The sequence below is a fragment of the Variovorax sp. Soil_C_12 genome (assembly GCF_057657375.1).
Window position 1 is genome coordinate 103,985 of the sequence record NZ_JBDGIO010000003.1, and the last position, 25,387, is coordinate 129,371.

26 protein-coding genes are annotated in these 25,387 nt (G+C 66.6%); 17 read left to right on the top strand and 9 right to left on the bottom strand.

Annotation, left to right across the window (positions count from 1 at the left end):
* Positions 1-174 precede the first annotated feature (174 nt).
* The 9 genes from AC3A6X_RS09155 to AC3A6X_RS09195 are packed head-to-tail and all read left to right on the top strand — an operon-like array spanning position 175 to position 9,136.
* Positions 175-1,782 (top strand): ABC transporter substrate-binding protein, encoded by a 1,608-nt coding sequence (locus AC3A6X_RS09155; protein WP_487841905.1) that lies wholly within the window; start codon positions 175-177, stop codon positions 1,780-1,782.
* A 15-nt stretch (positions 1,783-1,797) separates the two neighbouring features.
* Positions 1,798-2,766 carry an ABC transporter permease gene (locus AC3A6X_RS09160; protein WP_487841906.1) on the top strand — a complete coding sequence of 323 codons (969 nt, stop codon included), beginning with the start codon at positions 1,798-1,800 and terminating at the stop codon, positions 2,764-2,766.
* Positions 2,763-3,674: an ABC transporter permease gene (locus AC3A6X_RS09165; protein ID WP_309965828.1), complete on the top strand. Its 912-nt coding sequence runs from the start codon at positions 2,763-2,765 to the stop codon at positions 3,672-3,674. Before AC3A6X_RS09160 ends, AC3A6X_RS09165 begins: the two co-directional genes overlap by 4 nt.
* Positions 3,675-3,676: 2 nt before the next feature.
* On the top strand, positions 3,677-4,735 hold the full coding sequence (locus AC3A6X_RS09170) for an ABC transporter ATP-binding protein (protein WP_487841907.1): 1,059 nt from the start codon (positions 3,677-3,679) through the stop codon (positions 4,733-4,735).
* Positions 4,732-5,766 carry an ABC transporter ATP-binding protein gene (locus AC3A6X_RS09175; protein ID WP_487841908.1) on the top strand — a complete coding sequence of 345 codons (1,035 nt, stop codon included), beginning with the start codon at positions 4,732-4,734 and terminating at the stop codon, positions 5,764-5,766. Before AC3A6X_RS09170 ends, AC3A6X_RS09175 begins: the two co-directional genes overlap by 4 nt.
* A 52-nt stretch (positions 5,767-5,818) precedes the next feature.
* On the top strand, positions 5,819-7,489 hold the full coding sequence (locus AC3A6X_RS09180) for an amidohydrolase (protein ID WP_487841909.1): 1,671 nt from the start codon (positions 5,819-5,821) through the stop codon (positions 7,487-7,489).
* Position 7,490: 1 nt separating this feature from the next.
* On the top strand, positions 7,491-8,459 hold the full coding sequence (locus AC3A6X_RS09185; protein ID WP_487841910.1) for a CobW family GTP-binding protein: 969 nt from the start codon (positions 7,491-7,493) through the stop codon (positions 8,457-8,459).
* Positions 8,456-8,893 (top strand): hypothetical protein, encoded by a 438-nt coding sequence (locus AC3A6X_RS09190; RefSeq protein WP_487841911.1) that lies wholly within the window; start codon positions 8,456-8,458, stop codon positions 8,891-8,893. The genes AC3A6X_RS09185 and AC3A6X_RS09190 overlap by 4 nt, the downstream gene beginning before the upstream one ends.
* A 3-nt stretch (positions 8,894-8,896) precedes the next feature.
* Complete coding sequence (locus AC3A6X_RS09195; protein ID WP_487841912.1) at positions 8,897-9,136, top strand: hypothetical protein; 240 nt, start codon at positions 8,897-8,899, stop codon at positions 9,134-9,136.
* Positions 9,137-9,214: 78 nt separating this feature from the next.
* On the opposite strand, the gene AC3A6X_RS09200 is transcribed toward AC3A6X_RS09195, so the two are convergent.
* From AC3A6X_RS09200 to AC3A6X_RS09210, 3 genes are all read right to left on the bottom strand, one after another.
* Positions 9,215-9,715, bottom strand: coding sequence for a glycine zipper domain-containing protein (locus AC3A6X_RS09200; protein ID WP_487841913.1), 501 nt, complete (start codon positions 9,713-9,715; stop codon positions 9,215-9,217).
* 115 nt (positions 9,716-9,830) lie between these two features.
* Positions 9,831-10,739 carry a YihY/virulence factor BrkB family protein gene (locus tag AC3A6X_RS09205; protein ID WP_487841914.1) on the bottom strand — a complete coding sequence of 303 codons (909 nt, stop codon included), beginning with the start codon at positions 10,737-10,739 and terminating at the stop codon, positions 9,831-9,833.
* 393 nt (positions 10,740-11,132) lie between these two features.
* A complete protein-coding gene (locus AC3A6X_RS09210) occupies positions 11,133-11,375 on the bottom strand; it encodes a helix-turn-helix domain-containing protein (RefSeq protein ID WP_487841915.1) in 243 nt (80 codons plus the stop codon).
* Positions 11,376-11,438: 63 nt separating this feature from the next.
* On the opposite strand from AC3A6X_RS09210, the gene AC3A6X_RS09215 reads away from it, so the two are divergent.
* Positions 11,439-11,681, top strand: coding sequence for a hypothetical protein (locus AC3A6X_RS09215; protein ID WP_487841916.1), 243 nt, complete (start codon positions 11,439-11,441; stop codon positions 11,679-11,681).
* Positions 11,682-11,800: 119 nt separating this feature from the next.
* Positions 11,801-12,730, top strand: a complete 930-nt coding sequence (locus AC3A6X_RS09220; protein ID WP_487841917.1) for a 1-acyl-sn-glycerol-3-phosphate acyltransferase — start codon at positions 11,801-11,803, stop codon at positions 12,728-12,730.
* A gap of 69 nt (positions 12,731-12,799) precedes the next feature.
* Here AC3A6X_RS09220 and AC3A6X_RS09225 read toward each other — a convergent pair whose 3' ends face one another.
* Positions 12,800-12,979, bottom strand: a complete 180-nt coding sequence (locus AC3A6X_RS09225; protein ID WP_487841918.1) for a hypothetical protein — start codon at positions 12,977-12,979, stop codon at positions 12,800-12,802.
* A 27-nt stretch (positions 12,980-13,006) separates the two neighbouring features.
* Positions 13,007-13,519, bottom strand: a complete 513-nt coding sequence (locus tag AC3A6X_RS09230) for a septal ring lytic transglycosylase RlpA family protein (protein ID WP_487841919.1) — start codon at positions 13,517-13,519, stop codon at positions 13,007-13,009.
* A gap of 234 nt (positions 13,520-13,753) precedes the next feature.
* Here AC3A6X_RS09230 and AC3A6X_RS09235 point away from each other — a divergent pair, with 234 nt between their 5' ends.
* Positions 13,754-14,815: an RNA methyltransferase gene (locus AC3A6X_RS09235; RefSeq protein WP_487841920.1), complete on the top strand. Its 1,062-nt coding sequence runs from the start codon at positions 13,754-13,756 to the stop codon at positions 14,813-14,815.
* On the opposite strand, the gene AC3A6X_RS09240 is transcribed toward AC3A6X_RS09235, so the two are convergent.
* Both AC3A6X_RS09240 and AC3A6X_RS09245 read right to left on the bottom strand, forming a co-directional pair.
* Entirely contained in the window at positions 14,805-15,884 is a 1,080-nt protein-coding gene (locus AC3A6X_RS09240) for a hypothetical protein (RefSeq protein WP_487841921.1), read from the bottom strand. The genes AC3A6X_RS09235 and AC3A6X_RS09240 overlap by 11 nt on opposite strands.
* Before the next feature lie 43 nt (positions 15,885-15,927).
* Entirely contained in the window at positions 15,928-16,944 is a 1,017-nt protein-coding gene (locus AC3A6X_RS09245; protein WP_487842420.1) for an AraC family transcriptional regulator, read from the bottom strand.
* Between the two features lie 143 nt (positions 16,945-17,087).
* Between AC3A6X_RS09245 and AC3A6X_RS09250 the strand changes: the two genes are divergently transcribed.
* The 5 genes from AC3A6X_RS09250 to AC3A6X_RS09270 all read left to right on the top strand — a co-directional run bounded on the left by AC3A6X_RS09250 (position 17,088) and on the right by AC3A6X_RS09270 (position 22,413).
* On the top strand, positions 17,088-17,936 hold the full coding sequence (locus AC3A6X_RS09250) for a TauD/TfdA dioxygenase family protein (protein ID WP_487841922.1): 849 nt from the start codon (positions 17,088-17,090) through the stop codon (positions 17,934-17,936).
* A gap of 80 nt (positions 17,937-18,016) precedes the next feature.
* A complete protein-coding gene (locus AC3A6X_RS09255) occupies positions 18,017-19,075 on the top strand; it encodes a beta-keto acid cleavage family enzyme (protein WP_487841923.1) in 1,059 nt (352 codons plus the stop codon).
* Positions 19,076-19,094: 19 nt separating this feature from the next.
* Positions 19,095-20,066 (top strand): Bug family tripartite tricarboxylate transporter substrate binding protein, encoded by a 972-nt coding sequence (locus tag AC3A6X_RS09260; RefSeq protein ID WP_487841924.1) that lies wholly within the window; start codon positions 19,095-19,097, stop codon positions 20,064-20,066.
* A 69-nt stretch (positions 20,067-20,135) separates the two neighbouring features.
* Entirely contained in the window at positions 20,136-21,107 is a 972-nt protein-coding gene (locus AC3A6X_RS09265) for a quinone oxidoreductase family protein (protein WP_487841925.1), read from the top strand.
* A gap of 76 nt (positions 21,108-21,183) precedes the next feature.
* Positions 21,184-22,413 (top strand): porin, encoded by a 1,230-nt coding sequence (locus AC3A6X_RS09270; RefSeq protein ID WP_487841926.1) that lies wholly within the window; start codon positions 21,184-21,186, stop codon positions 22,411-22,413.
* 33 nt (positions 22,414-22,446) lie between these two features.
* On the opposite strand, the gene AC3A6X_RS09275 is transcribed toward AC3A6X_RS09270, so the two are convergent.
* Together AC3A6X_RS09275 and AC3A6X_RS09280 are read right to left on the bottom strand one after the other, a co-directional pair.
* Positions 22,447-24,126, bottom strand: a complete 1,680-nt coding sequence (locus tag AC3A6X_RS09275) for an ATP-binding protein (RefSeq protein WP_487841927.1) — start codon at positions 24,124-24,126, stop codon at positions 22,447-22,449.
* The gene (locus AC3A6X_RS09280; protein WP_487841928.1) at positions 24,119-25,168 is read right to left on the bottom strand and encodes a uroporphyrinogen decarboxylase/cobalamine-independent methonine synthase family protein; all 1,050 of its coding nucleotides are present in this window, start codon (positions 25,166-25,168) and stop codon (positions 24,119-24,121) included. Before AC3A6X_RS09280 ends, AC3A6X_RS09275 begins: the two co-directional genes overlap by 8 nt.
* Between the last annotated feature and the right edge of the window lie 219 nt (positions 25,169-25,387).

Sequence of the window (25,387 nt, forward strand, 5' to 3'; positions counted from 1 at the left end):
GCTGCGGCGAGCGCGCATTGCCCTGGTGCGCACCCGTAAAAACCCGCCCCTTCTGGCCCTTCAACTGGCCGCCACGTGGATCTTCGCCGGCGCCCGCCCTGGGCCTATCTTCCGCATCGAGGCCGGCAACGGCCGCAGACGCTTTTCCCCCAGTCGACTTTCACGAGGTCACGCATGCCCACCTTCACGTTCACACGCCGAGCCGCCATGCTGTCGGCCACCCTGGCCGCCGCCGGCGCGCTGCTCGCGACACCCGCCGCAGCCGCCGCCGCCGACGAAGCCCCCAAGCGCGGCGGCACGCTGGTGCTGGGCAACACCCAGACTCCGCGGCACCTCAACGGCGCGGTGCAGTCGGGCATCGCGACCGCCGTGCCTTCGACCCAGATCTTCGCCAGCCCGCTGCGCTTCGACGACAAGTGGAATCCGCAGCCCTACCTCGCCGAGTCGTGGAAGCTGGCCGAGGACGGCAAGTCGCTCACCCTCAACCTGCGCAAGAACGCCGTGTTCCACGACGGCAAGCCCGTGACCTCGGCCGACGTGGCCTTCTCGATCATGGCGATCAAGGCCAACCACCCCTTCACCACCATGATGGGCCCGGTGGAGAAGGTCGACACGCCCGACCCCCACACCGCCATCATCCGCATGAGCACGCCGCACCCGGCGATCGTGCTGGCGATGTCGCCGGCGCTGTGCCCGATCCTGCCCAAGCACATCTACGGCGACGGGCAGGACCTCAAGACCCACCCGCGCAACAGCACCGACATGGTGGGCTCCGGCCCCTTCAAGCTGGTCGAGTTCAAGCCGGGCCAGCGCATCGTGATGGAGCGCTTCGACAAGTTCTTCCTCCCCGGCAAGCCCTACCTCGACAAGGTGATCGTCAACATCACCCCCGACATGGCCAGCCTGATGCTCGGCCTGGAGCGCGGCGACGTGCAGATGCTGCCCTTCGCGAGCGTGCCCACCGACCTCAAGCGCCTGGCGACCAACCCGCAGGTCACGCTCACGCCCAAGGGCTACGAGGGCATCGGCGCGCTCAACTGGCTGGCCTTCAACCTGACGAAGAAGCCGCTGTCGGACGTGCAGGTGCGCAAAGCCATCGCCACCGCGATCGACAAGAACTTCATCACCAAGGCACTGATGGCCGGCTTCGCGACGCCGGCCGACGGCCCCATCGTGGCCGGCAGCCCCTTCGCCGTACCCGACCTGGTGCGCTACCCGGTGGACCTGAAGAAGGCCGCCGAGATGCTGGACGCCGCCGGCTACAAGGCCGGCGCGGGCGGCGAGCGCTTCAAGCTCACCATCGACTACCTGCCCGGTGCCGACGACCAGCAGAAGACCGTGGCCGAGTACATCCGCGGCCAGCTCAAGAAGGTCGGCATCGCGGTCGAGGTGCGCGCCTCGGCCGACTTCCCGGCCTGGGCCAAGCGCATGGCCTCGCACGACTTCGACATGTCGATGGACCTGGTCTTCAACTGGGGCGACCCGATCATCGGCGTGCACCGCACCTACCTCTCGACCAACATCAAGCCCGTGGTCTGGACCAACACGCAGTCCTACAGCAACCCGAAGGTGGACGAGCTGCTCAACACCGCCGGCGGCATCATCGACCCGGTGAAGCGCAAGGCCTACTACGCCACCTTCGAGAAGATCGTGACCGACGAGCTGCCCATCGTCTTCATCAACCAGGTGCCCTACCACACGGCCGTGAGCAAGAAGCTGGCGAACGTGCCGGCCAGCATCTGGGGGCCGATGTCGCCCTACGACGAGGTGTACTTCAAGTAGGCCGGAGCGACGACCATGCCGCGCTACATCGCATCGCGCCTGCTGCAGGGCCTGGCCCTGGTGCTGGCGGTGGTGATCCTCAACTTCGTGCTGGTGCACGCCGCGCCCGGCGATCCGGTGGAGACCATCGCCGGCGCCAGCGGCGGCATGTCGCCCGAGCTGATGGCGCAGCTGCGCACGCAGTACGGGCTCGACCGCCCGCTGCCGGTGCAGCTGGGCGTCTACCTCGGCAAGGTGCTGCAGGGCGACCTGGGCTACTCCTACTTCTTCAATCTGCCTGTCACCTCGCTGATCGCCGAGCGCGTGCCCGCCACGCTGCTGCTGGTGCTGAGTTCGGTTCTGCTGGCCTTTTTGGTCGGCACTTCGCTGGGTGTTCTGTCCTCGCGCAAGCCCAACGGCGCGCTGTCGCAGTTCATCACCGTGCTGTCGATGGTGGGCTTCGCGGCGCCGGTGTTCTGGGTGGGGATCATGCTGGTGATCCTGTTCGCCTCCATCCTGCCCATCCTCCCGGTGGCCGGCATGCGCTCGGTCGACGGCTCGGGTGAAGGCATTGCCGGCGTGTTCGACGTGCTGCACCACCTGGTGCTGCCGACGGTCACGCTGGGCCTGGTGTACCTCGCGCAGTACAGCCGGCTCGCGCGCTCGTCGATGCTCGACGTGCTGGGCGCCGACTTCATCCGCACCGCGCGCGCCAAGGGCCTGGCCGAGCGCGTGGTGCTCTACAAGCATGCGCTGCGCAACGCGCTGCTGCCGGTGGTGACGGTGCTGGGCCTGCAGTTCGGCAACGTGCTGGCCGGCGCGATCCTGGTCGAGACGGTGTTCAACTGGCCCGGCCTGGGCCGGCTCGCGTTCGACTCGGTGCTGCGCCGCGACTACCCGACCATCCTCGGCGTGCTGCTGTTCTCTTCCATCGTGGTGGTGGTGATGAACCAGCTCACCGACCTGTGCTATCGCCTCATCGATCCGCGGATCAAGTCGTCATGAACAAGAGCGCCACCCTGCAACACTCGGTCGCTGCGGCCCGGCCCGCGGCCCGCCCGACGCCGAAGGTCGAGCACCCCGGCGCCGAGGCGCTGCGCATGTTCCTGCGCAACCCCTCGGCCATCGCCGGCATGGCGATGCTGCTGCTGATTCTGCTGGTCGCGATCGCCGGCCCGTGGGTCTACCCGGCCGACCCCTTCGAGATCCGCTCCGCCCCGCTCACCCCACCCTTCAGCGAAGAGGCGTGGCTGGGCAGCGACTACCTGGGCCGCGACGTCTTCACCACGCTCATCTACGGCGGCCGCGCCACGCTGCTGGTGGGCGCGGTGGCGGCGCTGCTGTCGGTGGCGATCGGCATCACGCTGGGCGCCTTCGCCGGCTACTACGGCGGCAAGGTCGATGCCGCGCTGATGCGCGTGACCGAGTTCTTCCAGGTGCTGCCCGCCCTGCTCTTCGCGATGGTGGTGGTGACGCTGTTCTCGCCCTCGCTGGTCACGGTGACGCTGGCCATCGGCATCGTGAGCTGGACCGGCACCGCGCGGCTCACGCGCGCCGAGTTCCTCAAGTACCGCGGCCTGGAGTTCGTGCGTGCGGAGCGCGCCATCGGCGCCGGCAACGCACGCATCATCTGGAAGGTGATCCTGCCCAACGCGCTGCCGCCGCTGGTCGTGTCGGCCACGCTGGCGGTGGGCGCGGCCATCCTGTTCGAGGCCGGCCTCTCCTTCCTGGGCCTGGGCGATCCCAACCAGATGAGCTGGGGCCTGATGATCGGATCGAGCCGGCAGTACGTGCTGTCCTGCTGGTGGGCGGTGGCCTTCCCGGGCGCGGCCATCTTCTTTACCGTGCTCGCCGTCAGCCTGATCGGCGATGGCCTGAACGATGCGCTGAACCCCAAGCTCCGGGAGCGTTGAACATGCCCGCAACTTCCCCCAACCAGCCCCTGCTGCGCGTGCAGGACCTGCACGTCGAATTCAGGACCCGCCGCGGCCAGGCGCAGGTGCTCAACGGCGTGGACTTCGAGATCCGCGGCGGCGAGACCCTCTGCGTGGTCGGCGAGTCCGGCTGCGGCAAGAGCATGACCGCACTCGCGCTGCTGCGCCTGATCCCCTCCCCGCCCGGCCGCATCAGCGGCGGCCGCGTGCTGTTCCAGGACGAAGACCTGCTCAAGGCCGGCGAGGCCCGCATGCGCGAGGTGCGCGGCAACCGCATCTCGATGATCTTCCAGGAGCCGATGACATCGCTCAACCCGGTGTTCACCGTGGGCGACCAGATCGCCGAATCGCTGCAGCTGCATGCCGGGATGAACGTGCATGCGGCGCGGCTGCGCGCCATCGAGATGCTGCGGCAGGTGGGCATCCCGGCGCCGGAGCGGCGCGTCGACGAGTACCCGCACCAGCTCTCCGGCGGCATGCGCCAGCGCGTGATGATCGCGATGGCCCTGGCCTGCCGGCCCGACATCCTGATTGCCGACGAGCCCACCACCGCGCTGGACGTGACGGTGCAGGCGCAGATCTTCGACCTGCTGCGCGAGCTGCAGCGCGAGAAGGGCACGGCCATCCTGCTCATCACCCACGACATGGGCGCGGTGGCCGAGATGGCCGACCGCGTGATGGTGATGTACGCCGGCCGCGTGATCGAGCAAGGCACCACCGCCCAGGTGCTGGGCGAGCCGAGCCACCCCTACACCCGCGGCCTGATCGAGTGCCTGCCCGAGCTGGGCAGCAGCACGGGCAGCGAGGAGCGCGAGGCCCTGCCCGAGATCGCCGGCATGGTGCCCTCGATCTGGGAGCTGGGCAGCGGCTGCGCCTTCCGCGAGCGCTGCCCGCATGCCATGGAGCGCTGCGCGACCGAGGTGCCGCCCATGTTCGAGGTGCCGAGCGCCGTCGTTCCCCTGCACGCGGCGATGCCGCATGGCGCGGCCTGCTGGCTGCATGCGGCGCCGCAGCCGCACAAGTTGAAGGAGGCTGCATGAGCTTCATGGCCGATACCGATACGCTGCTGTCGGTCAACGACCTCAAGGTCCACTTCCCGCGCGGCAAGGCCGGCTGGGGCCGCCCCGCCGAAGTGGTGAAGGCGGTCGACGGCGTGTCCTTCCAGGTCCGCCGCGGCAGCACGCTCGCCGTGGTGGGCGAATCGGGCTCGGGCAAGACCACCACCGCGCTGGCCGTGATGCGGCTCGCGCCCATCACCGGCGGCCACGTGCAGCTGGGCGACACCCAGCTCGGCGCGCTGGAGGGCGAGGCGCTGCGCAAGGCGCGCTCGCGCATGCAGATCATCTTCCAGGACCCCTTCTCCTCCCTCAACCCGCGCGAGCGCGCCGGTGCTGCGGTGCGTGCGCCGCTGGACCTGATGAAGATCGGCACCCCGGCCGAGCGCACGCAGCGCGTGGCCGAGCTGTTCGAGGCGGTGGGCCTGCGTCCCGAGCAGCAGCAGCTCTTTCCGCACCAGTTCTCGGGCGGCCAGCGCCAGCGCATCAACATCGCGCGGGCCTTGGCCACCAACCCCGAGCTGGTGGTGTGCGACGAGCCGGTGTCGGCGCTGGACATCGCGATCCGCGCGCAGATCCTCAACCTGCTCGCGCGCCTGCAGCGCGAGCTGGGCCTGACCTACCTCTTCATCTCGCACGACATGGCGGTGGTGGAGCACATCTGCGACGACATCGCCGTGATGTACCTGGGCCAGATCGTGGAACGCGCGCCGCGCCGCAGCTTCTTCGCGCGGCCGCTGCATCCCTACAGCGTGGCGCTGATGTCGGCGGTGCCCACCGTCAGCGGCGGACGGCGGCGCGCGGCGCAGCGCATCAAGCTCACGGGCGACCCACCCAGCCCCATCGACCCGCCCGCGGGCTGCCGCTTCGCCGGCCGCTGCCCGGTGGCCGAGCCGGCCTGCAAGGCCGAGCTGCCGCCGCTGCGCGAGGTGGCCCCCGACCACTGGGTGCGCTGCCGGCGCGTCGAGATCGTGCAGGGCCAGCTGCAGCCGCCTCTGCGCCTGCAGCCGGCCTGAAACCGGCGCACCATTCGCTCCTCTTCCCTCTCATTCTTTCCCCACTTCTTTCATGAGCGCCACCACCGTCTACCCCGCCCGCAAGATCATCACCATGAACCCGATGCAGCCCGAGGCCACCCACGTGGCCGTGCGCGACGGCCGGGTGCTCGCGGTCGGCACGCTGGAGGACATGCAGGCCTGGGGCACGTTCACGCTCGACGAACGCTTCGCCGACAAGGTGCTGATGCCCGGCCTGGTCGAGGGCCACTGCCACCTGAAGGAAGGCAGCATGTGGGACTGGACGTACCTGGGCTGGTTCGACCGCCGCGACCCCGAAGGCAAGGTCTGGAGCGGCCTGCGCTCGATGGCGTCCGTGGTGGAGCGCCTGGCCGAGGTCGATGCGCAGATGAAGGCCGCGGGCCGGCCCGAGAGCGAGCCCCTGATCGCCTGGGGCTTCGACCCCATCTACTTCGGCGGCGAGCGCATGACGGTCGCGCACGTCGACCGCGCGAGCAGCACCCGCCCCATCGTGATCGGCCATGCCAACGGCCACCTGATGAACGTCAACAGCGCCATGCTGCGGCTGGCCGAGATCACCCGCGACAACGAGGTCGAGGGCGTGGTCAAGTTCGCGGACGGCGACGCGGCCGGCGAGCCCACCGGCGAGTTGCAGGAGCCGGCCGCGATGTTCCTGGTGCTGCGCAAGATCGGCAACGCGGGCCTGCTGGCGCCGATGACCGAAGACGGCGTGCGCTCCTTCGGCCGCCTGGCCTGCATGCAGGGCGTGACCACCGCCACCGACCTGGTCAACAAGCTGACCGAGCAAGACTGCCGCGTGCTCGAGACCGTGACCGGCGACGAGGGCTACGCCGTGCGCATCCTGCCCGCCTTCCAGGCCTTTCATGGCACGCACGGCGCGCCGGCCGGCGCCGAGCATGTGAAGAGCCTGATGCCGCGCAACACCGACCGCCTGCGCTACGGCCTGGTGAAGATGATGCTGGACGGCTCGATCCAGGGCTTCTCGGCGCGGCTGCGCTGGCCCGGCCATTTCAATGGCGCGCCCAACGGCATCTGGGTGACGGCGCCTGCGCAGTACGAGGCCGACTTCGAGGCGTATCACCGCGCCGGCCTCACCATCCACACCCACACCAACGGCGACGAGGCCAGCGAGGCGGCCATCGACGCCATCGAGCGCGTGCTGGCCCGCGCGCCGCGGCCCGGTCATCGCCACACGCTGCAGCACGGCCAGATGATCGACGCGCCGCTGTTCCGCCGCATGGCCGCGCTGGGCTTGAGCGCCAACCTGTTCGCCAACCACATCTGGTACTGGGGCGACCAGCACTACGAGATGACCATGGGCCCCGACCGCGCCAACCGCCTCGACGCCTGCGGCAGCGCGCTCGCGGCCGGCGTGCCGCTGGCCATTCATTCCGATGCGCCGGTCACGCCGCTGGGGCCGCTTTTCACGGCCTGGTGCGCGGTCAACCGCGTCACGCCCAAGGGGCGCCTGCTCGGCGCGGCCGAGCGCATCAGCGTGCCGCAGGCGCTGCGCGCCATCACGCTCGGCGCGGCCTGGACGCTGAAGCTGGACCAGGAAATCGGCAGCATCGAATGCGGCAAGCGCGCGGACTTCTGCGTGCTGGAGGAGGACCCGCTGGCGGTCGATCCGATGAAGCTCAAGGACGTGCGCGTGTGGGGCACGGTGCTGTCGGGGCGGGTGTTCGAGGCGCGGCGGGGTTGATGTGAAGCAGCGGCTGCCGCTTACCGTCATCGGCGGTTTTCTGGGCGCCGGCAAGACCACGCTGGTCAACCGCTGGCTACGGGAGGCCGAGGGGCAGCGCATCGCGGTGCTGGTCAACGACTTCGGTGCGCTGAACATCGATGCGGCGCTGATCGCGGGGGCGAGTGGGGACACGATTGCGCTGACCAATGGGTGCGTGTGCTGTCAGATCGGAGACGATCTTTCTCGGGCGCTGATCCAGGTGCTGGAGTCGGGGACCCGCTTCGATGCGGTGGTGATCGAGGCGAGCGGCGTGTCGGATCCGTGGCGCATCGCGCAGATGGGGATGGCGGCGCCGGAGCTGGGGTTGGAGGGGGTGATCGTGCTGGTCGACGCGGCTGCGGTGATGGGGCAGGCGCGCGATCCGCTGCTGGCGGATACGCTGGAGCGGCAGCTGAGGGCGGCGGATCTGGTGGTGATCAACAAGGTCGATCGCGTGACGGCTGAGGAGCTGGCGCGGGTGCGCGAATGGGTGTCGGCGGTTGCGGGGCGGACGCCGCAGTACGAGACCTCGCAGGCGGAGCTGCCTAGGGTGTTGCGCGAAGGGTTGAACTTGACGGAGGCGCGCGCGGAGCGCGGCTGCGCGCACGCGGGCCGTACCCACGAGGATCATGCGCACCACGAGGCGCATGACCATGGCGAGCTCTTCGACACTTGGTCCTGCCGGCCCGAGCGGGCTTTCGACGCGGGCACTCTGCGCGCCTGGCTGCGCGACACGCCGCCCGGTTTGCTGCGACTCAAGGGCCTCGTGCGAACCGGCGAGGCCGAATGGTCGGAGATCCAGTTCGCGGGGCGGCATGGCACGCTGCGCAAGACCGACGCGCCGGCGGATGGGGCGGCCGTGGTGGCGATCGGTTTGCAGGGGCACCTGAACGTCGCTGCGCTGGTGAAGGTTTTCTTTCAAGGCGCCCCTGCCGGCATGGACGCTTGAATCGCAACAAAACGCTACATTTTTCTCGGTCGGTTTCGGGCCTCTTGATGTGCGAGCTTGTTGGCGCTATTTCTCTGTCGCTCTCTCTGGTCATCGTGAAAGGAGGACTCAAAATGGCCATGGACATGCTCAGACAGCTTGCCGGTTCCTCATTGCCGGCCACCTTCCGCACTTCAGCGGAGATCGACAAGATCAAGGTTCTGCGCGCTGCGGGTTTGGTGATCGCGCTCACGCCCGCACCTTCAGATGCGCTGACGTTTTCGGGCACGACCGATGCGGCTCAGGTGCTGGCGATCACGGAAAAGGGCCGTGAAGAACTGGCCAAATTTTCTCTTCCTGGCGACGCTCCTTCAGTGCAGCCTCCACGCGCGTCCTGGTGGAAAGCCAAGCTGCACGCAACAGTCGATGTGCGTCGTGCGACGCAACGGAGGTGAAATATGCGACAAGCCACCTCAGATGCGATCGTTTACCGCGACGTCGCTATCGCGATCAAGGTTCAACGGGCTGGCGGCCGCGTCTTCGGTCACGCCGATCTCGTCAAGAAGAACGAGTTCAAGGGCAGGATCTCGCTCGGGAGCGTGCGAAGTCGCTCCAGGGAGGTGCGCGATCGATTGCGCATACTGGCAAAAGCCAAGGTGGATGTTTGGGCGACGGTTGAATCGGCCGCGGTTCATTGAAGGCGATGCGGCATTGCCGCCAATGGGCGCCACCGAAGACAAAGGCCCCTTCACGGGGCCTTCGTTCGTCCAGCTGACTCAGCGCCCGTCGCGGTCGGAGTCACCAGGGACTGCACGCTCGACCTTGTCGCTCAGGCGTTGCCAGGCATCACGCGTGGCGTGCTTGGCGCGCTCCCACTCAAGGGAAGATCGGCCTCGGGCGGTTCCCCAGTCCCGGCTCAATTCGGGCTCCACATCGTCGAACCTGCGGTCGGGATTGCGCGTATAGGCGTCGACGCCATAGCGGTATGCCGGGGCGTAGTCGTCATACGTCGACCCGCTCTCGACGTAGGGGCGCCCGGTGTAGTTGTCGCGCCAATATGCGTCCTCTTCGGCCGGGTCTGCCTTGACCGCTCGGCCGGCGAGTGCCCCGGCCACCGCTCCAACTGCCGCCCCAACGGCAGCGCCTACGGGACCGGTCATGCCGCCGAGAGCCGCTCCTGCGGCCGCGCCGCCTGCCACACCCCCGGCGACGCCACCCACGGCGGCGCCAACCCCTGTCGCGGTTGCCTTGTCTTTGGGTTCGTTCCGTTCAGCCATTGAAGTCTCCTTGGTTAGATGGAGAACTTAAGTTCTGCTTGCATCGACGAGAAGCACAGGGTCTATCGCCTGATCGGGTTGAAGGGGGTAAGCCCTGCGACATGACGGCGCGTGCCTACATGTCTGTTCGACGCGTGGAAGCACAGCGCTGCTTCCCACCCACCTTCTCGCGCAGCACCGCGTTGATCTCGGCGCCGAAGATCAGTGTGGTCGCGCTGATGTACAGGAACACCAGCGTCGCGACCACGCCGGCGAAGCTGCCGTACAGCAACGCCAGTTCGCCGGCGCTGCGCAGCGTATACGACAGGGTGGCGGCAGCTGCTACCCACAACGCCGCACCCACCACGGCGCCGGGCATCACGGTGCGCAGCCGCTGCGAAATGTCGGGCAGCCAGCCGTACAGCAGCGCGTACAGCGTCGTCAGCACCAGGAAGGCCGAGCCGTAGCGCACGCTGTTGCGCAGCCAGGGCGCCTCTTGCCCCGCACCCACGTTGGTCTCCAGCAGCTGCCACAGGTACGGCATGACGATCACCGAGCTGAATGCTGCCAGGATGCCGGTGCCCACGATCACCGTGAAGAGCGTGACCTTGATGCGCGCCTTCCAAAACGGCAAGCCACGCTGGATGCCGTAGGAGCGGTTCAGCGCCGTGCGCACCCCCTGCATGCCCGACGATGCGGTCCACAGCGTCATCACCACGCCGATGGTCAGCAGCGCCTGGTTGCGCTGGGCCAGCACCTGGTCGATGACCGGCTGTACCGCGTCGCGCACCACCTGCGGCGCGTAGCCCATCACGCGATCGGCCAGCGCCGCTGCGTCGCCAGGCTGCCCCATGAAGCCGGCGGCGGCGGACAACAGGATCAACAGCGGAAACATGGCAAGCACCCACGAGAACGCCAGGCTTCCGGCTTGGTTGGCGCTCTGGTGCAGGATGTAGTTGCGGATGGCCAGGAGGATGACGCGCAGGCCCGGCGTAGCGATCGCGGCGTGCTGCACGCAGTGCCAGGCATCGCTGAGGCGGCTCATGGGGTGGCAGGCCAGGTCATGCTGCCTGCAGTTGCAGCGAGCGAATCAGTCGGCATCGGTGTTCACCTGCTTGGTGGTCAGTACATAGCGCGCAGTTGCGAGGGCCGCACGCCCTCCCTGCCCTTCCGAGTTGCTGCGTGGGGGCTGTCTACTCTGGGCTGGCTTCGGCAGTTCGATGCCGGAGCAGTGTTGGTTTGAGTGAAGGACGCCTGCCCGTCGTGGGAAGGGTGGTCACGCCTCGAGGACGGCGTGGCGCCGGGATTGGGCGATGACTTTCCGCCCTGGCAGGGCCACCGCGGTCATGGCCCGGCGCGCGGCACTCCCCCCCTGCCCTGACTTCTTGCGCGCGGCGCTAGAGTTCGCGTTCATCCGAGCATGCAGGCCGGCCTCGGCTCAAGCGATCCGCCCGATTAGTTCCGGTGCGGATATTCCGATAGCCTTGCACACGGCGATGAACTCAACGACATCCAACTGACGCTCGCCGTTCTCGTACTTCGAAACAAACGACTGCGGCCGCTTCAGCCGCTCTGCGACCTGCGCCTGCGTGAGGCCAGCTGCGGCACGAGCCTCGCTCAGCAGGCTGGAAAGCTTCTTGTAGGTTGGATGAAGGCCGCGCGACACGCGGCGAAAGTACATCCTGTTTTAGAATATCCCAATTCAGGATTTTCACAAGCAAGCAATGCTGTACGACGGGGCCAGATGAAGAGCGCGACGTCCCTCGGGCTGCTACGCCGCATCGCCCTCGAACCGCTCCCCTTGATCCTGACGGACGAAGGCGAGTTCGAGGTCGTCAGCCTTCTTGTTAAGGCAGGGCTCGTGCAAGCAACCATGCAGGTCATCCTGGACCCGATGGGCGGATTGCCTCAGCCAGGAGTTTTGGTTCACAAGATCACCCACTTGGGCTCGATGACACTACAGCGCAACGGCGCGCGCAGCACATAGCCAGAAGCCGGAACAAGAGCGAAAGGAGCGCCTGACAAGCACATGAGCCTGTCCAAGCGCGCCAATCTGAAAGAATGGATGCCTGCCCCAGCCAGTGCATATCAACCCCCAACCGGCAGATGACCCTCACCGCGTCACCATCGGTCGAGACACTGACCGAGCTCAACATCTTCGACCTGCTGGATTCGATCGGCCTGCTGCGCCTCCGCGGCACGCCGTTGTCCCGCTTGTTTCAGCCTGCAGCCCGCCGCTTCGCCCGGACCGCGCACGAGTTCGACACTCGCGTCGGCGAGCATGGCCTTGCGCAGGGCAGCGCGTGGCTGATGAGCCGGATGACTGCCGGCATCGTCACCTCCGGCCTGGAACACGTTCCGCCGCAAGGCCCTGTGATCATTCTGGCCAACCACCCCGGCATGACGGACACGGTCGCACTCTTCACCAGTCTCGCGTCCCGCCCGGACCTTCGTGTGATTGCCTTGGATCGCCCGTTCCTTCGCGCCCTGCCCAACGTCGCGCGGCAACTGATCTTCCTGTCGGATGAGGAAAGCGGGCGCATGAGGGTTATGCGAACCGCCGCCAGGCATTTGCAGGAAGGTGGCGCCCTGCTGACCTTCCCGGCCGGAGAGATCGAGCCCGACCCCGCCACCTTTGGTCCGCAGCGGGCAGCGGCGTCGTTGCAGAGCTGGTCCAGCAGCTACACCTTGTTCACCCGGCTGGCCCCCCGAACACAGTTCGTGCCCGCGCTCGTGAGCCATGTCATCTCGCCGGACGCACAGAGGCATCCGCTCACGCTGTTGCGGCGCACGCCGCGCAACAAGGAAAAGCTCGCTGCAGCGTTGCAGGTGGCGCTACCACGCTACCGCGATCTGGTCGCCAAGGTCACGTTCGGCCATGCGCTGAACGCAGGACCTGACGGGGCGCAGGCGCTCAGCGCATCCATCGCCGCGCAGATGCGCTGCCTCATCCTGGCGGACGGGTCGGACCAACGCGCGAATGGGTCGCTGGAGACGCGTTGGACTGATCTCGCACGTTCAGCGAGATCAGAGTGAGCCACCATCACAGGTCGCCCGTTCAGCCGCCGAACATCGAGCTCAACCGAGCGCGCGCATCGGGCTTGCTCACTCTCGAGGCAACCCGTACTCCGCGGAGAGCGTCAGTTCGCCTTCGGCAATGAATTCGACGATCTCTTCGAGCGATGCCTTGACCGATCCGGATCTTCCACGAAGAGCGACACCAAAGTATTGCTGAATGCCAACCTTTGCGCCAGCGGCCTGGCGTGCGCCGAGTGCCGAACTCACGGGTGAACGTCTTCGCCCAGGATCTCGTCAACGCGTCGCCACGCCGCCGCCCTTCGTTCCATCAGGCTCCGGTATCGACAACGGGGTGACCTCGACCTGCGCCAGTCCGTCTTCTCGCGAAAGACCGATCTCGCGTGCCGTGGCGGGCGAGAGATCGACGATGCGCCCCTTCACGAACGGACCGCGATCCTGGATGGTGACCACCGCGCTGCGCCCCGTCTCCAGGTTGGTTACCTTGGCGGTGGTCCCGAGGGGCAGCGTCTTGCTGGCAGCGTTGTCGTCGCGCGGATTCATGCGGGTGCCGTCCGCCATCTTGCGGCCGGCGAATTTGTCAGCGTAGAAGGACGCCTTTCCGACCTGCTTGCTGCCGCTGCGGTCGAGGCCGGACTTGCCGGCCGAGGATGGTTTCGCAGCCGGCGTCGGCGCGCTCGATGGCGGCGAGGCCTCACGTGACGAACGCAGCTCCGAAGGGGCGCCTTGCGCGGGCCGCTCACGCGGCGTCGGGGCGATTGCGCAGCTGGAGAGCACGCAGGCGATCACCGTGAGCGCCGCGGCGCGTTGGCCCGATGGGCCCGATGGGCCCGATGGGCCCGATGCCAGCTTTCGGATCATGGCGGCTCCCCTTGCAGACGCTATGGATGCAGGCAGCATTTCCTGTCCAGCGCACGCCATGTGTCGGACGCCGCCGATTTGCCTGGCGGATTCCGCCGGGCAGCTGTGCGAGGCAGCGCTCATGCGCCGGGTGCGACACTCACGTGTTCAAAAAGGCAGCGCATGCGAATCCACGAAATCAAACGCCGACTACGGGAAGCCGGAGCGGGCCCCAGCCACGAGCACCGCATCCTGCGGCTGTGGTCCCACGCCCTCCCCCGCAACAGCGGAAGGCGCCGGCCGGACAGCTTCTTTCCGTCGTCGCTCCTGGCCGCCCTGCCCGCCATCGAAGCCGAGCTGGCAGGCCTGGCGCGCATCCACGCGGTCCATCCCGGCGCCGATGGTTCCGAACGGCTGCTGGTCGCCCTCGCGGACGGTCAGATGGTGGAGAGCGTGTTGCTGCCTCGGGACGGCCTGTGCGTCTCGTCGCAAGTGGGGTGCGCCGTCGGATGCCGGTTCTGCATGACGGGCCGCGACGGATTGCTGCGCCAGCTGGGCAGCGCCGAGATCGTTGCCCAGGTTGCCCTCGCCCGCCTGCGCCGGCCGGTACGCAAGGTGGTGTTCATGGGCATGGGCGAACCGGCCCACAACCTCGACAACGTGATGGAGGCGATCGACCTGCTCGGCACGGTGGGCAACATCGGCCACAAGAACCTGGTCTTCTCCACCGTGGGCGATCCACGCGCGTTCGAGAGGCTGCACCAGCAATCCGTGAAGCCCGGGCTGGCGCTCTCGTTGCACACGACCAAGGCCGAGTTGCGCAGAAGGCTCCTTCCGCGCGCGCCGAACATGACACCCGGGGAACTGGTTGCCGCATGCGAACGCTACGCCCGGGCCAGCGGCTACCCCATTCAATACCAGTGGACGCTGCTGGAAGGCGTCAACGACAGTGAAGAGGAGATGGAAGGGATCGTGAAGCTGCTCTCCGGCAAATACGGCGTGCTGAACATGATCCCCTTCAACGCAGTCGATGGCGTGGCGTTCAGCCGCCCCTCGCGGGAGCGCTGCGAGCGCATGGCCCGTACGCTGCACCAGCGCGGCATCCTGACCAAGCTGCGCTATTCAGCGGGCCAGGATGTCGACGGCGGGTGTGGTCAGCTGCGGGCGCGCGCGGCTGAAATGCAGGTGCCGCTTCGAAGGATCGACCGAGGCGCTGGCAATCCGGTGCGCCCCGTCACAGGGTAATGGTCACGGTGCTTCCACTCCGGCCCGTACACATGAGGTATTCCGCAATGGCGCGCTTCACCGTGTCGAAATGCCGCAGGTGGATCTTTCCGTAGGACTTGTTGTTGTTCTTGTCGTAGTTGTCCGTGTTGTTCATGATGCTGTCGGTGGTAAAGCCCGGCTTGTCGTAGATGTCCGCTCGATAAGGCGACGGGACATTCTCGAAGCTCTTCACATAGTATTCGTCGGGATTGCCGATCATGTGGCCGAACTCGTGGATCACTTCCACCCGATCGTCCACATCCCATTTGCTCAGGCTGGCGCCGGCACCTCGCGTTTCGGACACCTGGTCTCTCCACGCCTTCAGTTCCGTCGGATTCATGGCGCTCAATGCCTTGGGCGGAAGGCCGACGGGTGTCGTCTTCGGCACGATGAGTTGACGGTAAGAACCGGCGCCTGGGTCCACCCAGGTCAGATCGAATTGCAGGTCTCTCGGTCTCCGACCGTCGCCCAGATCCACTTTGGCAACGTTCCAGTAGCTTTCAATCACGTTCTTCATGGATTGCTTGATTGCCTCGCTCTTCGCACCGCCCGGGTCGTAGGCCGCGAAGACTCGGACAAGAACCACAGAGCCATGCTCCGCCACCTCCAGGTAGGTCGACCACGTGTACGTCTTCATCTTCTCATTGGGCCACTGTTGCCTTTGCTGAATGTGATAGCTGATCTTCAACGGCAGCTGCCCACTCTTCAGAACGACGGCCCGTTGAGCGATCACCTTCTGCCCGAAATCGCTTCCCCTGGCGTTCACCGTGGCGGTGCTCTGGTGATAGACACCCGCAGCCCACCTTTCCAGGGCGGTCACCGCCTGCCAGGTCTTGTCTGATGCGCCCGCACCGGCATGCTCGCCGTGCCACCTGTCGATCATTTCCAGAAGAATTGCCAGCCCGAGCTTCGAGCCCTGGTAGGTGCTCCAGAGCGCACTCAACGCACTGTCGATGTCGAGCAGCTTTCCCGACAGGGCGGTCTTGCCGGCGGCCTTCAGATCTTCGGCCCACTTCTTTCTCATCTTTTCGCAGTCTTGAGACGTCATATCAACACCTCCGAAGAAAGTTGAAATCCGACAAGCGGCGCTGTTACGGAGAAAGCACTCTTGTCGATGGTGCCGAGCGGGTGCGCCACGCTTCCGGAGAACAGCCGAACTGCGTGCCGAACCATCGGGTGAATGCGCTGTGCGTGGTGTAGCCCAGCATCGCCGCCACCTCGCCAAGGCTGTGGTGGGTGTTGGCGACATAGCGGCGCGCGAGCTCCTGCCGCACTTCATTGATCAAGGCCTTGAAGGTGAATCCATGTTCATCGAGCTCTCGCTGCAAGGTGCGCATGCTGATCCCCAAGCCGGAGGCGACGGATTTGCACGTCGCGCGGCCCGTCGGCAGCATCAGGTAGATGGCCTTGCGAACCTCCTGGTCGATGGAGCGCTGCCGATCGTCAGGCAGCGCCGCAATCATCTTCCTGGCATGTTCGGCCAGCACCGGATCGGCCGCCGAATTGGCCACATCCAGATCCGCGGCGCGGCACACCAGCCCATTGAAGGCGCCGTTGAACTCGACGCGGCACTTGAAGAAGCGGCGATGAAAGGCCAGGTTCGCCGGCGGCTCGTGCGCAAAGCTGACGCTCGTCGGTAGCCAGCGCTCCCGAAGAAGCACCTCGCCCATGCGGTAGAGAACGCCGATCGCCAATTCGATGGACTGGCGAGCGGCACCCGGAAGCAGCAGTTCCTCGCGCAGGACCACCCGATCCCCGACGTCCTCGACCTGGATCGCCAAGCGCTCGTTGAGCAAATGCAAGTGCTCGATGAGCGTCAGCAGCACCTGCCGCAGCGTGGGTTGGTGCATGAGCAGCAGGCTGACCACGCCGAAGTTGGACAGCTGGCGCCGCGCGGCCATGCGCAGACCGAAGGACTCGCAGCCGGTGCTGTGGGCAGCATCCTCGAACAGGCGCGCTACCCGATCCGCTTCGATCAGCTGGTCCGGTTGGCGGATGAGCTCGGCTCGCAGTCCCGCCCTGCGCAGCGCCGCGCCCGGATCGAATCCGAGCTCCTGTGCAACTTCAGAGAAGTTCGTCAGCGCGGCTGCGCGCACCAAGGCCGTCATCGTGAAGCCCTTCCGTGGGGAGGCGATTTTGGCACGAAATGTCAAGCGAAAGGCATCAATTGCAAAGCGCCAACACAGCGCGACTCCTACAGTTCGATCACTGTCCGAGCCCCCTGAAGCTCGAGGCAAAGAAGGAGACAAACATGAAGATCGAAGCACTCACATGCGCCATAGGCGCACAGCTGCACGGCGTCAGTCTTGCCGACGCCGTTCGCAGCGAGGACTTGTTCACGGAGATCAAGGCCGCACTGCTGCGCCACAAGGTGCTGTTCCTGCGCGACCAGACCTTCAGCCGCGAGGACCACGTGGCCTTCGCTCGCCGCTTTGGCGAACTGGAAGACCACCCCGTTGCCGGCAGCGATCCCGAGCACCCCGGGCTGGTGCGCATCTACAAGACGCCCGATGCCCCCAACGATCGCTATGAGAACAGCTGGCACACGGACGCGACCTGGCGCGAGGTGCCGCCGATGGGCTGTGTGCTGCGCTGCATCGAGTGCCCGCCCGTGGGCGGCGACACCATGTGGGTGAACATGGCGCTGGCCTACGAAAGGCTGCCCGAGCACATCAAGACGCTAATCGCCCCGCTGCGGGCACGCCACAGCATCGAGGCGACCTTCGGCGCGGCCATGCCGGCCGAGAAGCGGTTGACGCTCAAGGCACAGTTCCCGGACGCCGAGCATCCCGTGGTTCGCACGCACCCCGAAACGGGCGAGAAGGTGCTGTTCGTCAACAGCTTCACCACGCACTTCACCAACTTCCACACGCCGGCCAACGTGCGCTACGGGCAGGACTTCGTGCAGGGCTCGTCGTCGCTGCTGCAGTACCTGCTCGGCCAGGCCACGATTCCCGAGTACCAGGTGCGCTGGCGCTGGCAGCCCAACAGCGTGGCGATCTGGGACAACCGGGCCACGCAGCACTACGCGGTGATGGACTACCCACCCTGCCATCGCAAGATGGAACGCGCAGGAATCATCGGCACGCCGACCTTCTGACCTGCCGCCCATCCCCTGCCGCCCATCCCTGCCGCCCATCCCTGCCGCCTTATCCCTCGACATTCCCCCCGGAGCATTCAATGAACTTCCTCGACGGTCACCTGTTCCCCGAAAACCAGCAGCCGCTGGTCATCACCGCGGCGCCTTACGCGCCCTCGTGGGTGCCTTCCGATTTTCCCGGCGAGATCGCCGTGACGATGGAGGAGCAGATTCAGAAGGCGGTGGACTGCTATGAAGCCGGCGCCACCGTGCTGCACCTGCATGTGCGCGAACTGGACGGCAAGGGCTCCAAGCGGCTGTCCAAGTTCAACGAGCTGATCGCCGGCGTGCGCGCCCGTGTGCCGGAGATGATCATTCAGGTGGGCGGCTCCATCAGCTTTGCGCCCGAGACGGACGGCGCAGCCGCCAAGTGGCTGAGCGACGACACGCGCCACATGCTGGCAGAACTGGACCCCAAGCCCGACCAGGTGACGGTGACGATCAACACCTCGCAGATGAACATCCTGGAGCAGTTCGACGCCCGGGACATCCAGGGGACTTCGATGGAGGATCCGGCCGTCTTCAATGCCTACAAGGAGATGACCGTGCCGGCCCAGCCCGGCTGGGCCGAGGAGCACATCCGCCGCCTGTCGGCCGCGGGCATCCAGAGCGCCTTCCAGTGCTACAACATCAACAGCTTCGAGTCGGTCGAGCGCCTGATGCGGCGCGGCATCTACAAGGGCCCGCTGGCCTTGAACTGGGTGGCGATCGGCGGAGGCATGGACGCGCCGAACATCTACAACCTCGCCAACTTCGTGCGGGCCGTGCCCGATGGCGCGATGTTGACGGTGGAAAGCTCGGTGCTCAACGTGCTGCCGGTCAACATGATGGGCATCGCCATGGGGCTGCATGTGCGCTGCGGCACCGAAGACAACCTCTGGAACCAGTCGCGCACCGCAAAGATCGGCACCGTGGCGCAGATCGAGCAGCTGGTGCGCATCGCCGGCGAGTTCGGCCGGCCCATCGCGACCGCGCAGCAGGCGCGCGAGATCTGCAAGATCGGTGTGTTCTACGACTCGGTGGAAGAGACGCTGCTGGCCAACGGCTTCGCACCCAATCGCAATGGCGGCCAGCAAGGCTTCCTGCGCAAGGCCGCCTGAGCGCGGCACAGGAGACTCCATGAAGCGCTTTTTCAATCTCGCCTTGTGTGCCGCGCTCGCCGCCGCCGGGCTGCTGCCGGCTTCGGCATCTGCTTTCGCCGACAAGCCGGTCAAGATGATCGTGCCTGCGCCGCCGGGAGGCACCATCGACGTGATGGCGCGCATCGTGAGCGATCAGCTCTCGCGCGACATCGGCCAGCCGGTGGTGGTCGAGAACAAGCCGGGCGCCGGCGGCTCCATTGCGGTGAAGTACCTGCTCTCGCAGCCGGCGGACGGCCAGACGCTGATGGTGACGGCCAGCAACGTGCTCACCGAGGTGCCGCACGTGCTCAAGGGCGGCTTCGATCCGCTCAAGGACGTCAAGCCCCTCTCGCTGATGGCGCTCTCCTCCATGCTCTTCATCTCTTCGCCGCAGTTCCCGGCCAAGGACGCGAAGGAGGCCATCGCCTACGTGAAGGCGCATCCCGGCCAGGTGTCCTATGCCTCCTACAGCGCGGGAACGGCATCCCAGTACGCCGGCGCCATCCTGAACAAGGCGGCGGGGCTGGACATGCAGCATGTGCCCTACCCGGGGTCGGCGCCGGCCCTGGCCCAGTTGATGGGCGGCCAGGTTCCGCTCATGTTCGACGGGGCCGTCACCTCCAAGAACCTGATCGCTGCCGGCAAGGTGCGGCTGCTGGCGGTCGCGACCAAGGCCCGCTTGCCGGAGTTTCCCAACGTGCCCACGCTCGCGGAGCTGGGCTACCCGGCGCTGAACTTCAGCAACTGGACCGGCGTGATCGCCTCGTCGCAGATGCCGGCACCGGTGGCCGAGAAGATTCATGCGGCGCTGCAGAAGGTCGCGGCGAATGCAACGGTGCGCGAGCGCCTGATCGGTGCCGGCTTCGAGCCGATGCCGGAGCGTTCGCTGGCCCAGGCGCAAAGCCAACTGCGGGAGGAATTCGACCGCAACGCCGACATCGTCAAGACCTTCAACATCAAGCTCGACTGAGCGTCGACGCCACCGCCAGAAGGTGCTGCATGCCGGGCGCCTCGACACCGAAAAAACAGGAGACATGACATGGCCAAAGCCATCCGCTTTTACGAGACCGGCACGCCCGAGGTGCTGAAGCTGGAAGACGTCGAGGTCGGCGATCCCGGCCCCGGCCAGGCCCGCGTGCGCCACAGCTACATCGCGCTGAACTTCATCGACATCTATTTCCGGACCGGGCGCTATCCGCTCGCGCTGCCCAACGGGCTGGGCTCCGATGCGGTGGGCGTGGTCGAAGCCGTGGGCCCGGGCGTGACGGACATCCGGGTGGGTGACCGCGTGGGCTACCTCATCGGGCCGCAGGGCGCGTACTCGCAGGTCCGCGTGATGCCGGCCGAGGTGCTGATCCCGCTGCCCGACGGCGTGTCGGACCGCACGGCCGCCACCTTGATGATGAAGGGCATGACGGCGCAGTACCTGTTCCGCCAGGTGTTTCCGCTCCAGGGCGGCGAGACCATCCTCTACCACGCGGCGGCCGGCGGCGTGGGCCTCATCGCCTGCCAATGGGCGCGCGCCATGGGCGTGACCATGATCGGCACCGTCAGCACCGACGAGAAGGCCGAGCTCGCCAAGGCCAACGGCTGCGCCCACACCATCGTGACTTCGCGTGAGGACATCGTCCAGCGCGTCAAGGAGATCACCGACGGCAAGGGCGTGCCGGTGGTCTACGACTCGGTGGGCAAGGACACGCTCGCGGCCTCGCTGGACTGCCTGCAGCCCCGCGGCTCGCTGGTCAGCAACGGCACATCGTCGGGCCCGGTGGTGATCGACTCGCAGATGCTGGCCGCCAAGGGTTCGCTCTGGGTCACGCGGCCGGCAATGGTGCATTACATCCAGCCGCGCGCCCACATGCTGGACATGGCCCGCGAACTGTTCGACCACGTGCTGGCCGGGCGCATCGTCAGCGAGCCCAAGCAGGTGTTCGCGCTCGCGGATGCGGCCGAAGCCCATCGCGCCCTGGAGTCGCGCAAGACCACCGGATCGACCGTCCTGGTGCCCTGATCCGCCGCATCGTCATCGGCGGTCGCTGCGCCGGGCCTGAACGCGCATGACCATTCACTATGAGGAGAAACAAACCATGAAGAAAAACGTGCTGGCGCTGTGCGCGCTCGCCGCTGCGGGAACTGCCGCGGCACAATCGTCCGTCACCATGTTCGGCGTCGTGGATGCCGGCATCAGCTACTACAGCGTCAAGAGCCGATCCTGGGGCCTGACGCCGCCGCGGGAGGTGACGCAAAGCCAGAAGGTGCTGTCGAGCTCGGGCTACAACTCCAGCAGGTTCGGCTTTCGAGGGACCGAAGACCTGGGCGGCGGGCTGGCGGCGAGCTTCTGGCTGGAAGCGCCGGTGGCCAACGACTCGGGCGCCAGCGGCATCGCGAACTTCGGCCGTCGCTCCACCGTGAGCCTCTCCGGCCCCTTCGGCGAGATTCGGCTGGGCCGCGATTACACCGCCTCTTTCTGGAACGATGCCGTGTTCGATCCCTTCGGCGTCAATGGCGTCGGCACCAATCTGATCGCGGTGGTCAACAGTAACCTGGCGGCTTCCCGAGCGCTGGCCACGGGCGGGCTTCTGGGCGGGGGGCTGTCCGCCGGCACGGACAGCTATCTGCGCACGAGCAATGCCGTCAGCTACTTCCTGCCGCCGGGACTGGGCGGCTTCTACGGACAGGTGCAGTACGCGCTTCACGAGAACGTGGATGTCAGCACCGCGCTCGCCGGTACGTCCGAGCGCGGGCGCTATGTGGGCGGCCGCCTGGGCTGGACCGACAGCAAGGCCGACGTGGCGCTGGGCTATGGCGAAAGCACCTTGGTCAGCACCCTACCCGGTGGCGAGAAGATCAAGAGCCTGAACATCGGCGGCTCCTACGACTTCGGGGTGGCGAAGGTCCTCGGCGAATGGTCGCGCGTGCGCGATGTGCGCGATGGCACCGCGGCCCTTCCCATCCGGCTGACGGACCGCTACGACGGCCTCGTCGCCGGCGTGAATGTGCCGGTGGGGCCGGGCGTCATCCGCGCATCGCTGGCGCGGGTGAACTTCAAGAACGGCAACGGCCTGCCGGACAGCGATGCCTCGGTCAACAAGCTGGCACTGGGCTATGTGCACCACCTGTCCAAGCGCACGGCCTTGTATGCGTCGGTGGCGCGCATCCGCGTGCGAAACGGCCACAACAATCCGACGGTGATGGGCGTCACCCCGCTGGTGCTGAGTCTCCCGGCCATCCTGCCTCAGCCTGCCTATGTCAGCACCGGCGGCATGGAGCCTCGCAGTTCCTACGGCTACGACTTCGGCCTCCGGCACGCCTTCTGATCTTCCGATCGTCGAGAGGCTCCATGCCCCGCCTCAAAGATCCAGTCGTTCCCGTACCTTGGCTGCGAGTTCGTGGAATGAATAGGGCTTGGTGATCAAGGAAATGCCGGCATCCAGGCGCCCATGCTCGACGATGGCGTTGCGCGCATACCCCGTGGTGAAAAGCACCTTGAGGCCCGGGCGCTTGCGGGCGGCCTCATCGGCGAGTTGACGGCCATTGACACCGCCCGGCATCACGACGTCGGTGAACAGCAGATCGATCGCGGCGTCACCGCTCACGATCTGCAGGGCCTCCGAGCCGTTCGAGGCCTCCAGGACGCGATACCCCAGTTCACGCAGGGTCTCGGTGGCATGCCCTCTGAGCCCGACGTCGTCTTCCACCACCAGCACGCACTCGTCGCCGACGGCTTTCGGTGCTTCGGCAGGCAGGGCGGCAGGAGGCGCGACGTTGCGGGCGTCGCCCAGATAGCGCGGAAGGTAGATCCTGATCGTGGTGCCTTCGCCGATCTCGCTGTAGATCCGGATATGGCCGGACGACTGGCGAACGAAGCCATAGACCTGGCTCAGGCCCAGGCCGGTTCCCTTGCCGACATCCTTGGTCGTGAAGAAGGGCTCGAAGGCCCGTTCGACCGTGGCGCGGCTCATGCCGGTTCCCGTGTCCGTCACCGCCACCATCACGTACGGGCCCGGCAGAACCGGATCGGTGAGCTTGCTGACATAGTCCTGGTCCAGGTGGCAGTTGGCCATTTCGATGGTCAGCTTGCCGCCTTGAGGCATTGCGTCGCGCGCGTTCACCGCGAGGTTGACGATGGCATTCTCAAGCTGGTTGGCGTCCACATCGCACGACCAGAGGCCTGCGGCCGAGACCGTTTCGAGCGTGATCGTCTCACCCAGGGTGCGGCGCAGCAGCTCGCAGATGTTTCCGACCAGCTTGTCGGCATCGACGACGGTCGGCGTGAGGGGCTGTTGGCGCGAGAAAGCCATCAGGCGATGGACCAGGGCGGCAGCGCGACGCGCCCCCTGAACGGACATCTCCCGCGCCTTCCTGATGCGCGCCACCGGAGGCGATTCCGGAAGGTGCGAAAGCTGCCGCCCGATCACTTCGAGTCCACCGAGCACCACCGTCAGGAGATTGTTGAAGTCGTGCGCGATGCCGCCGGTCAGCTGACCGACCGTCTCCATCTTTTGCGTCTGGCGCAGCGATTCTTCGGCCTTGTGCCGCGCCGCGAACTCGATCTCCAGTTCCCGGGTGCGTTCCCTGACGCGCTCTTCCAGCGTTTCCGTGAAGGCGCGCAACTGAACAATGGCCCGCTTCTGCTCCGTGACGTCGACGTGTACGCCGACCACCCGCAAAGCACACCCATTGGCGTCGTAGAAGATGAGGTTGCGCGCCTCGATCCAGACCACAGCCTGGTCGGTGCCCCGGCTGATGCGGAATTCGCAATGGAGCTCCCCCGCGCCTTCCGAAAGGGCCGTCTCGATCAGGTGCGAGATGCGGATGCGGTCCTCGCGAAAGATGCACGCGAGCCAGGTGTTGTAACGTCCATCGAATTGGGCCAGGCCGTACAGCGCCAGGAAACGCTCCGACAGGCGCACGACGCCGGTCGGCACCTCCCACTCGAAAAGTCCCAGCCGACCCGCCTCCTGGGCGAGCGCCAGCAGCTCCTCGCTGCGGCGGGGCGAGACGGCGTCTCTTTCAGGAGGGTCAGCCACCCAGCACTCGCTTGGCCTCGGTCATGGCCTTGAGCTTGCCGAAGGCCGTTTTCCTCGGCAGATGGTTCAAGCCACAGGAACTGGTGATGATCGTCTGCTCGGGTGCGAGCCATCCGTAGGCCAGGATCCGCTCGGCCACCAGTTCGCCGCTTTCCACCTTCGGGTCCTGGACGTCCACCGCCCCGACGCCCAGCTGCTTGTTGCCGACCCGCCCCTCGTAGTGATGCATCATGTCGTGTTCGACCAGGAGCGACGTGCAGTCGATGCCGCATATCTTGTCGGCCTTGTAGCGGCCGTGGTCGAAGTACCGGTGTCCGATCTGGCCGTCGTATTCCTTGCCGACGGCGTAGTTGCCCTGGCATACATGGACGGAGACGTGGACGTCTTCGGGGAGTCCCTCGATCGCCATGTTGATGGCCGCGATGGCAGCGTCGACCTCGTCTTCCTCGCAGACCGTGAAGAGCGGCTCGTCAAGCTGGATGTTCTTGCAGCCTGCCGCGGCCAGCAGGCGGAAGTTGCGGCTCAGCAGCTTGGCGATGTCGGACATCATGGCGCCGATGTCGCCGTAGTAGTCGTCATAGGCGATCTTCGCGAGCATCAGGGGCCCGGTCATCGTGATCTTCACCGGCCGGCTCGTCAAGGCGGACACCATGTGGAATTCGTCGACCAGGCCCAGGTCGATGTCGTGGCCGATGCGGGAGCGGCACGTGGCCGCCGGATGGAACACGTCGGGGTCGTGCCGGGTGATCGGCTTCGGCCGCGTGCTGCCCTGGAACGCGGGGATCTTCTGCCAGAAGAAGTTCAGCATCGCGTTGGGCGGGGAGTGGCGGTTGTGCGTGCGCCTGTGCATCTCGCCGCCGGTGATCACGTCGATGGCAGCGAGCTCCTGGTCCAGGACCGCCGCCTGTGTCGCGCGGTACTGTGCATCGGCCATCGCCCCCAGCGCAAGGTGCCCGACGGCGATCAGGCGGTCGAGGGCTTCGTACCAGTCGGGCACGCTGTGCGCGCCGATGACCGTGGTCGTGTACTTCGGGTATTTCACGGAACTCGCCTCCTTTTCACGCCCTCGCGCAACCGGCTCTCGGTTGCCATAGTATCCCGCGCCTGAGCGGCGTGCGCCAAGCGCACCGCCTCTTCAAGATCGGGGCACGATCGGGTGAAGCCTCTGTCAGGAATCATTCCTACCCCGCAATGTCATGAGTGCTCACCTGCGTCGGAGCCGGCATCGCTAGGGTGGTTTCCCAAAGCAAAGGGAATCCCT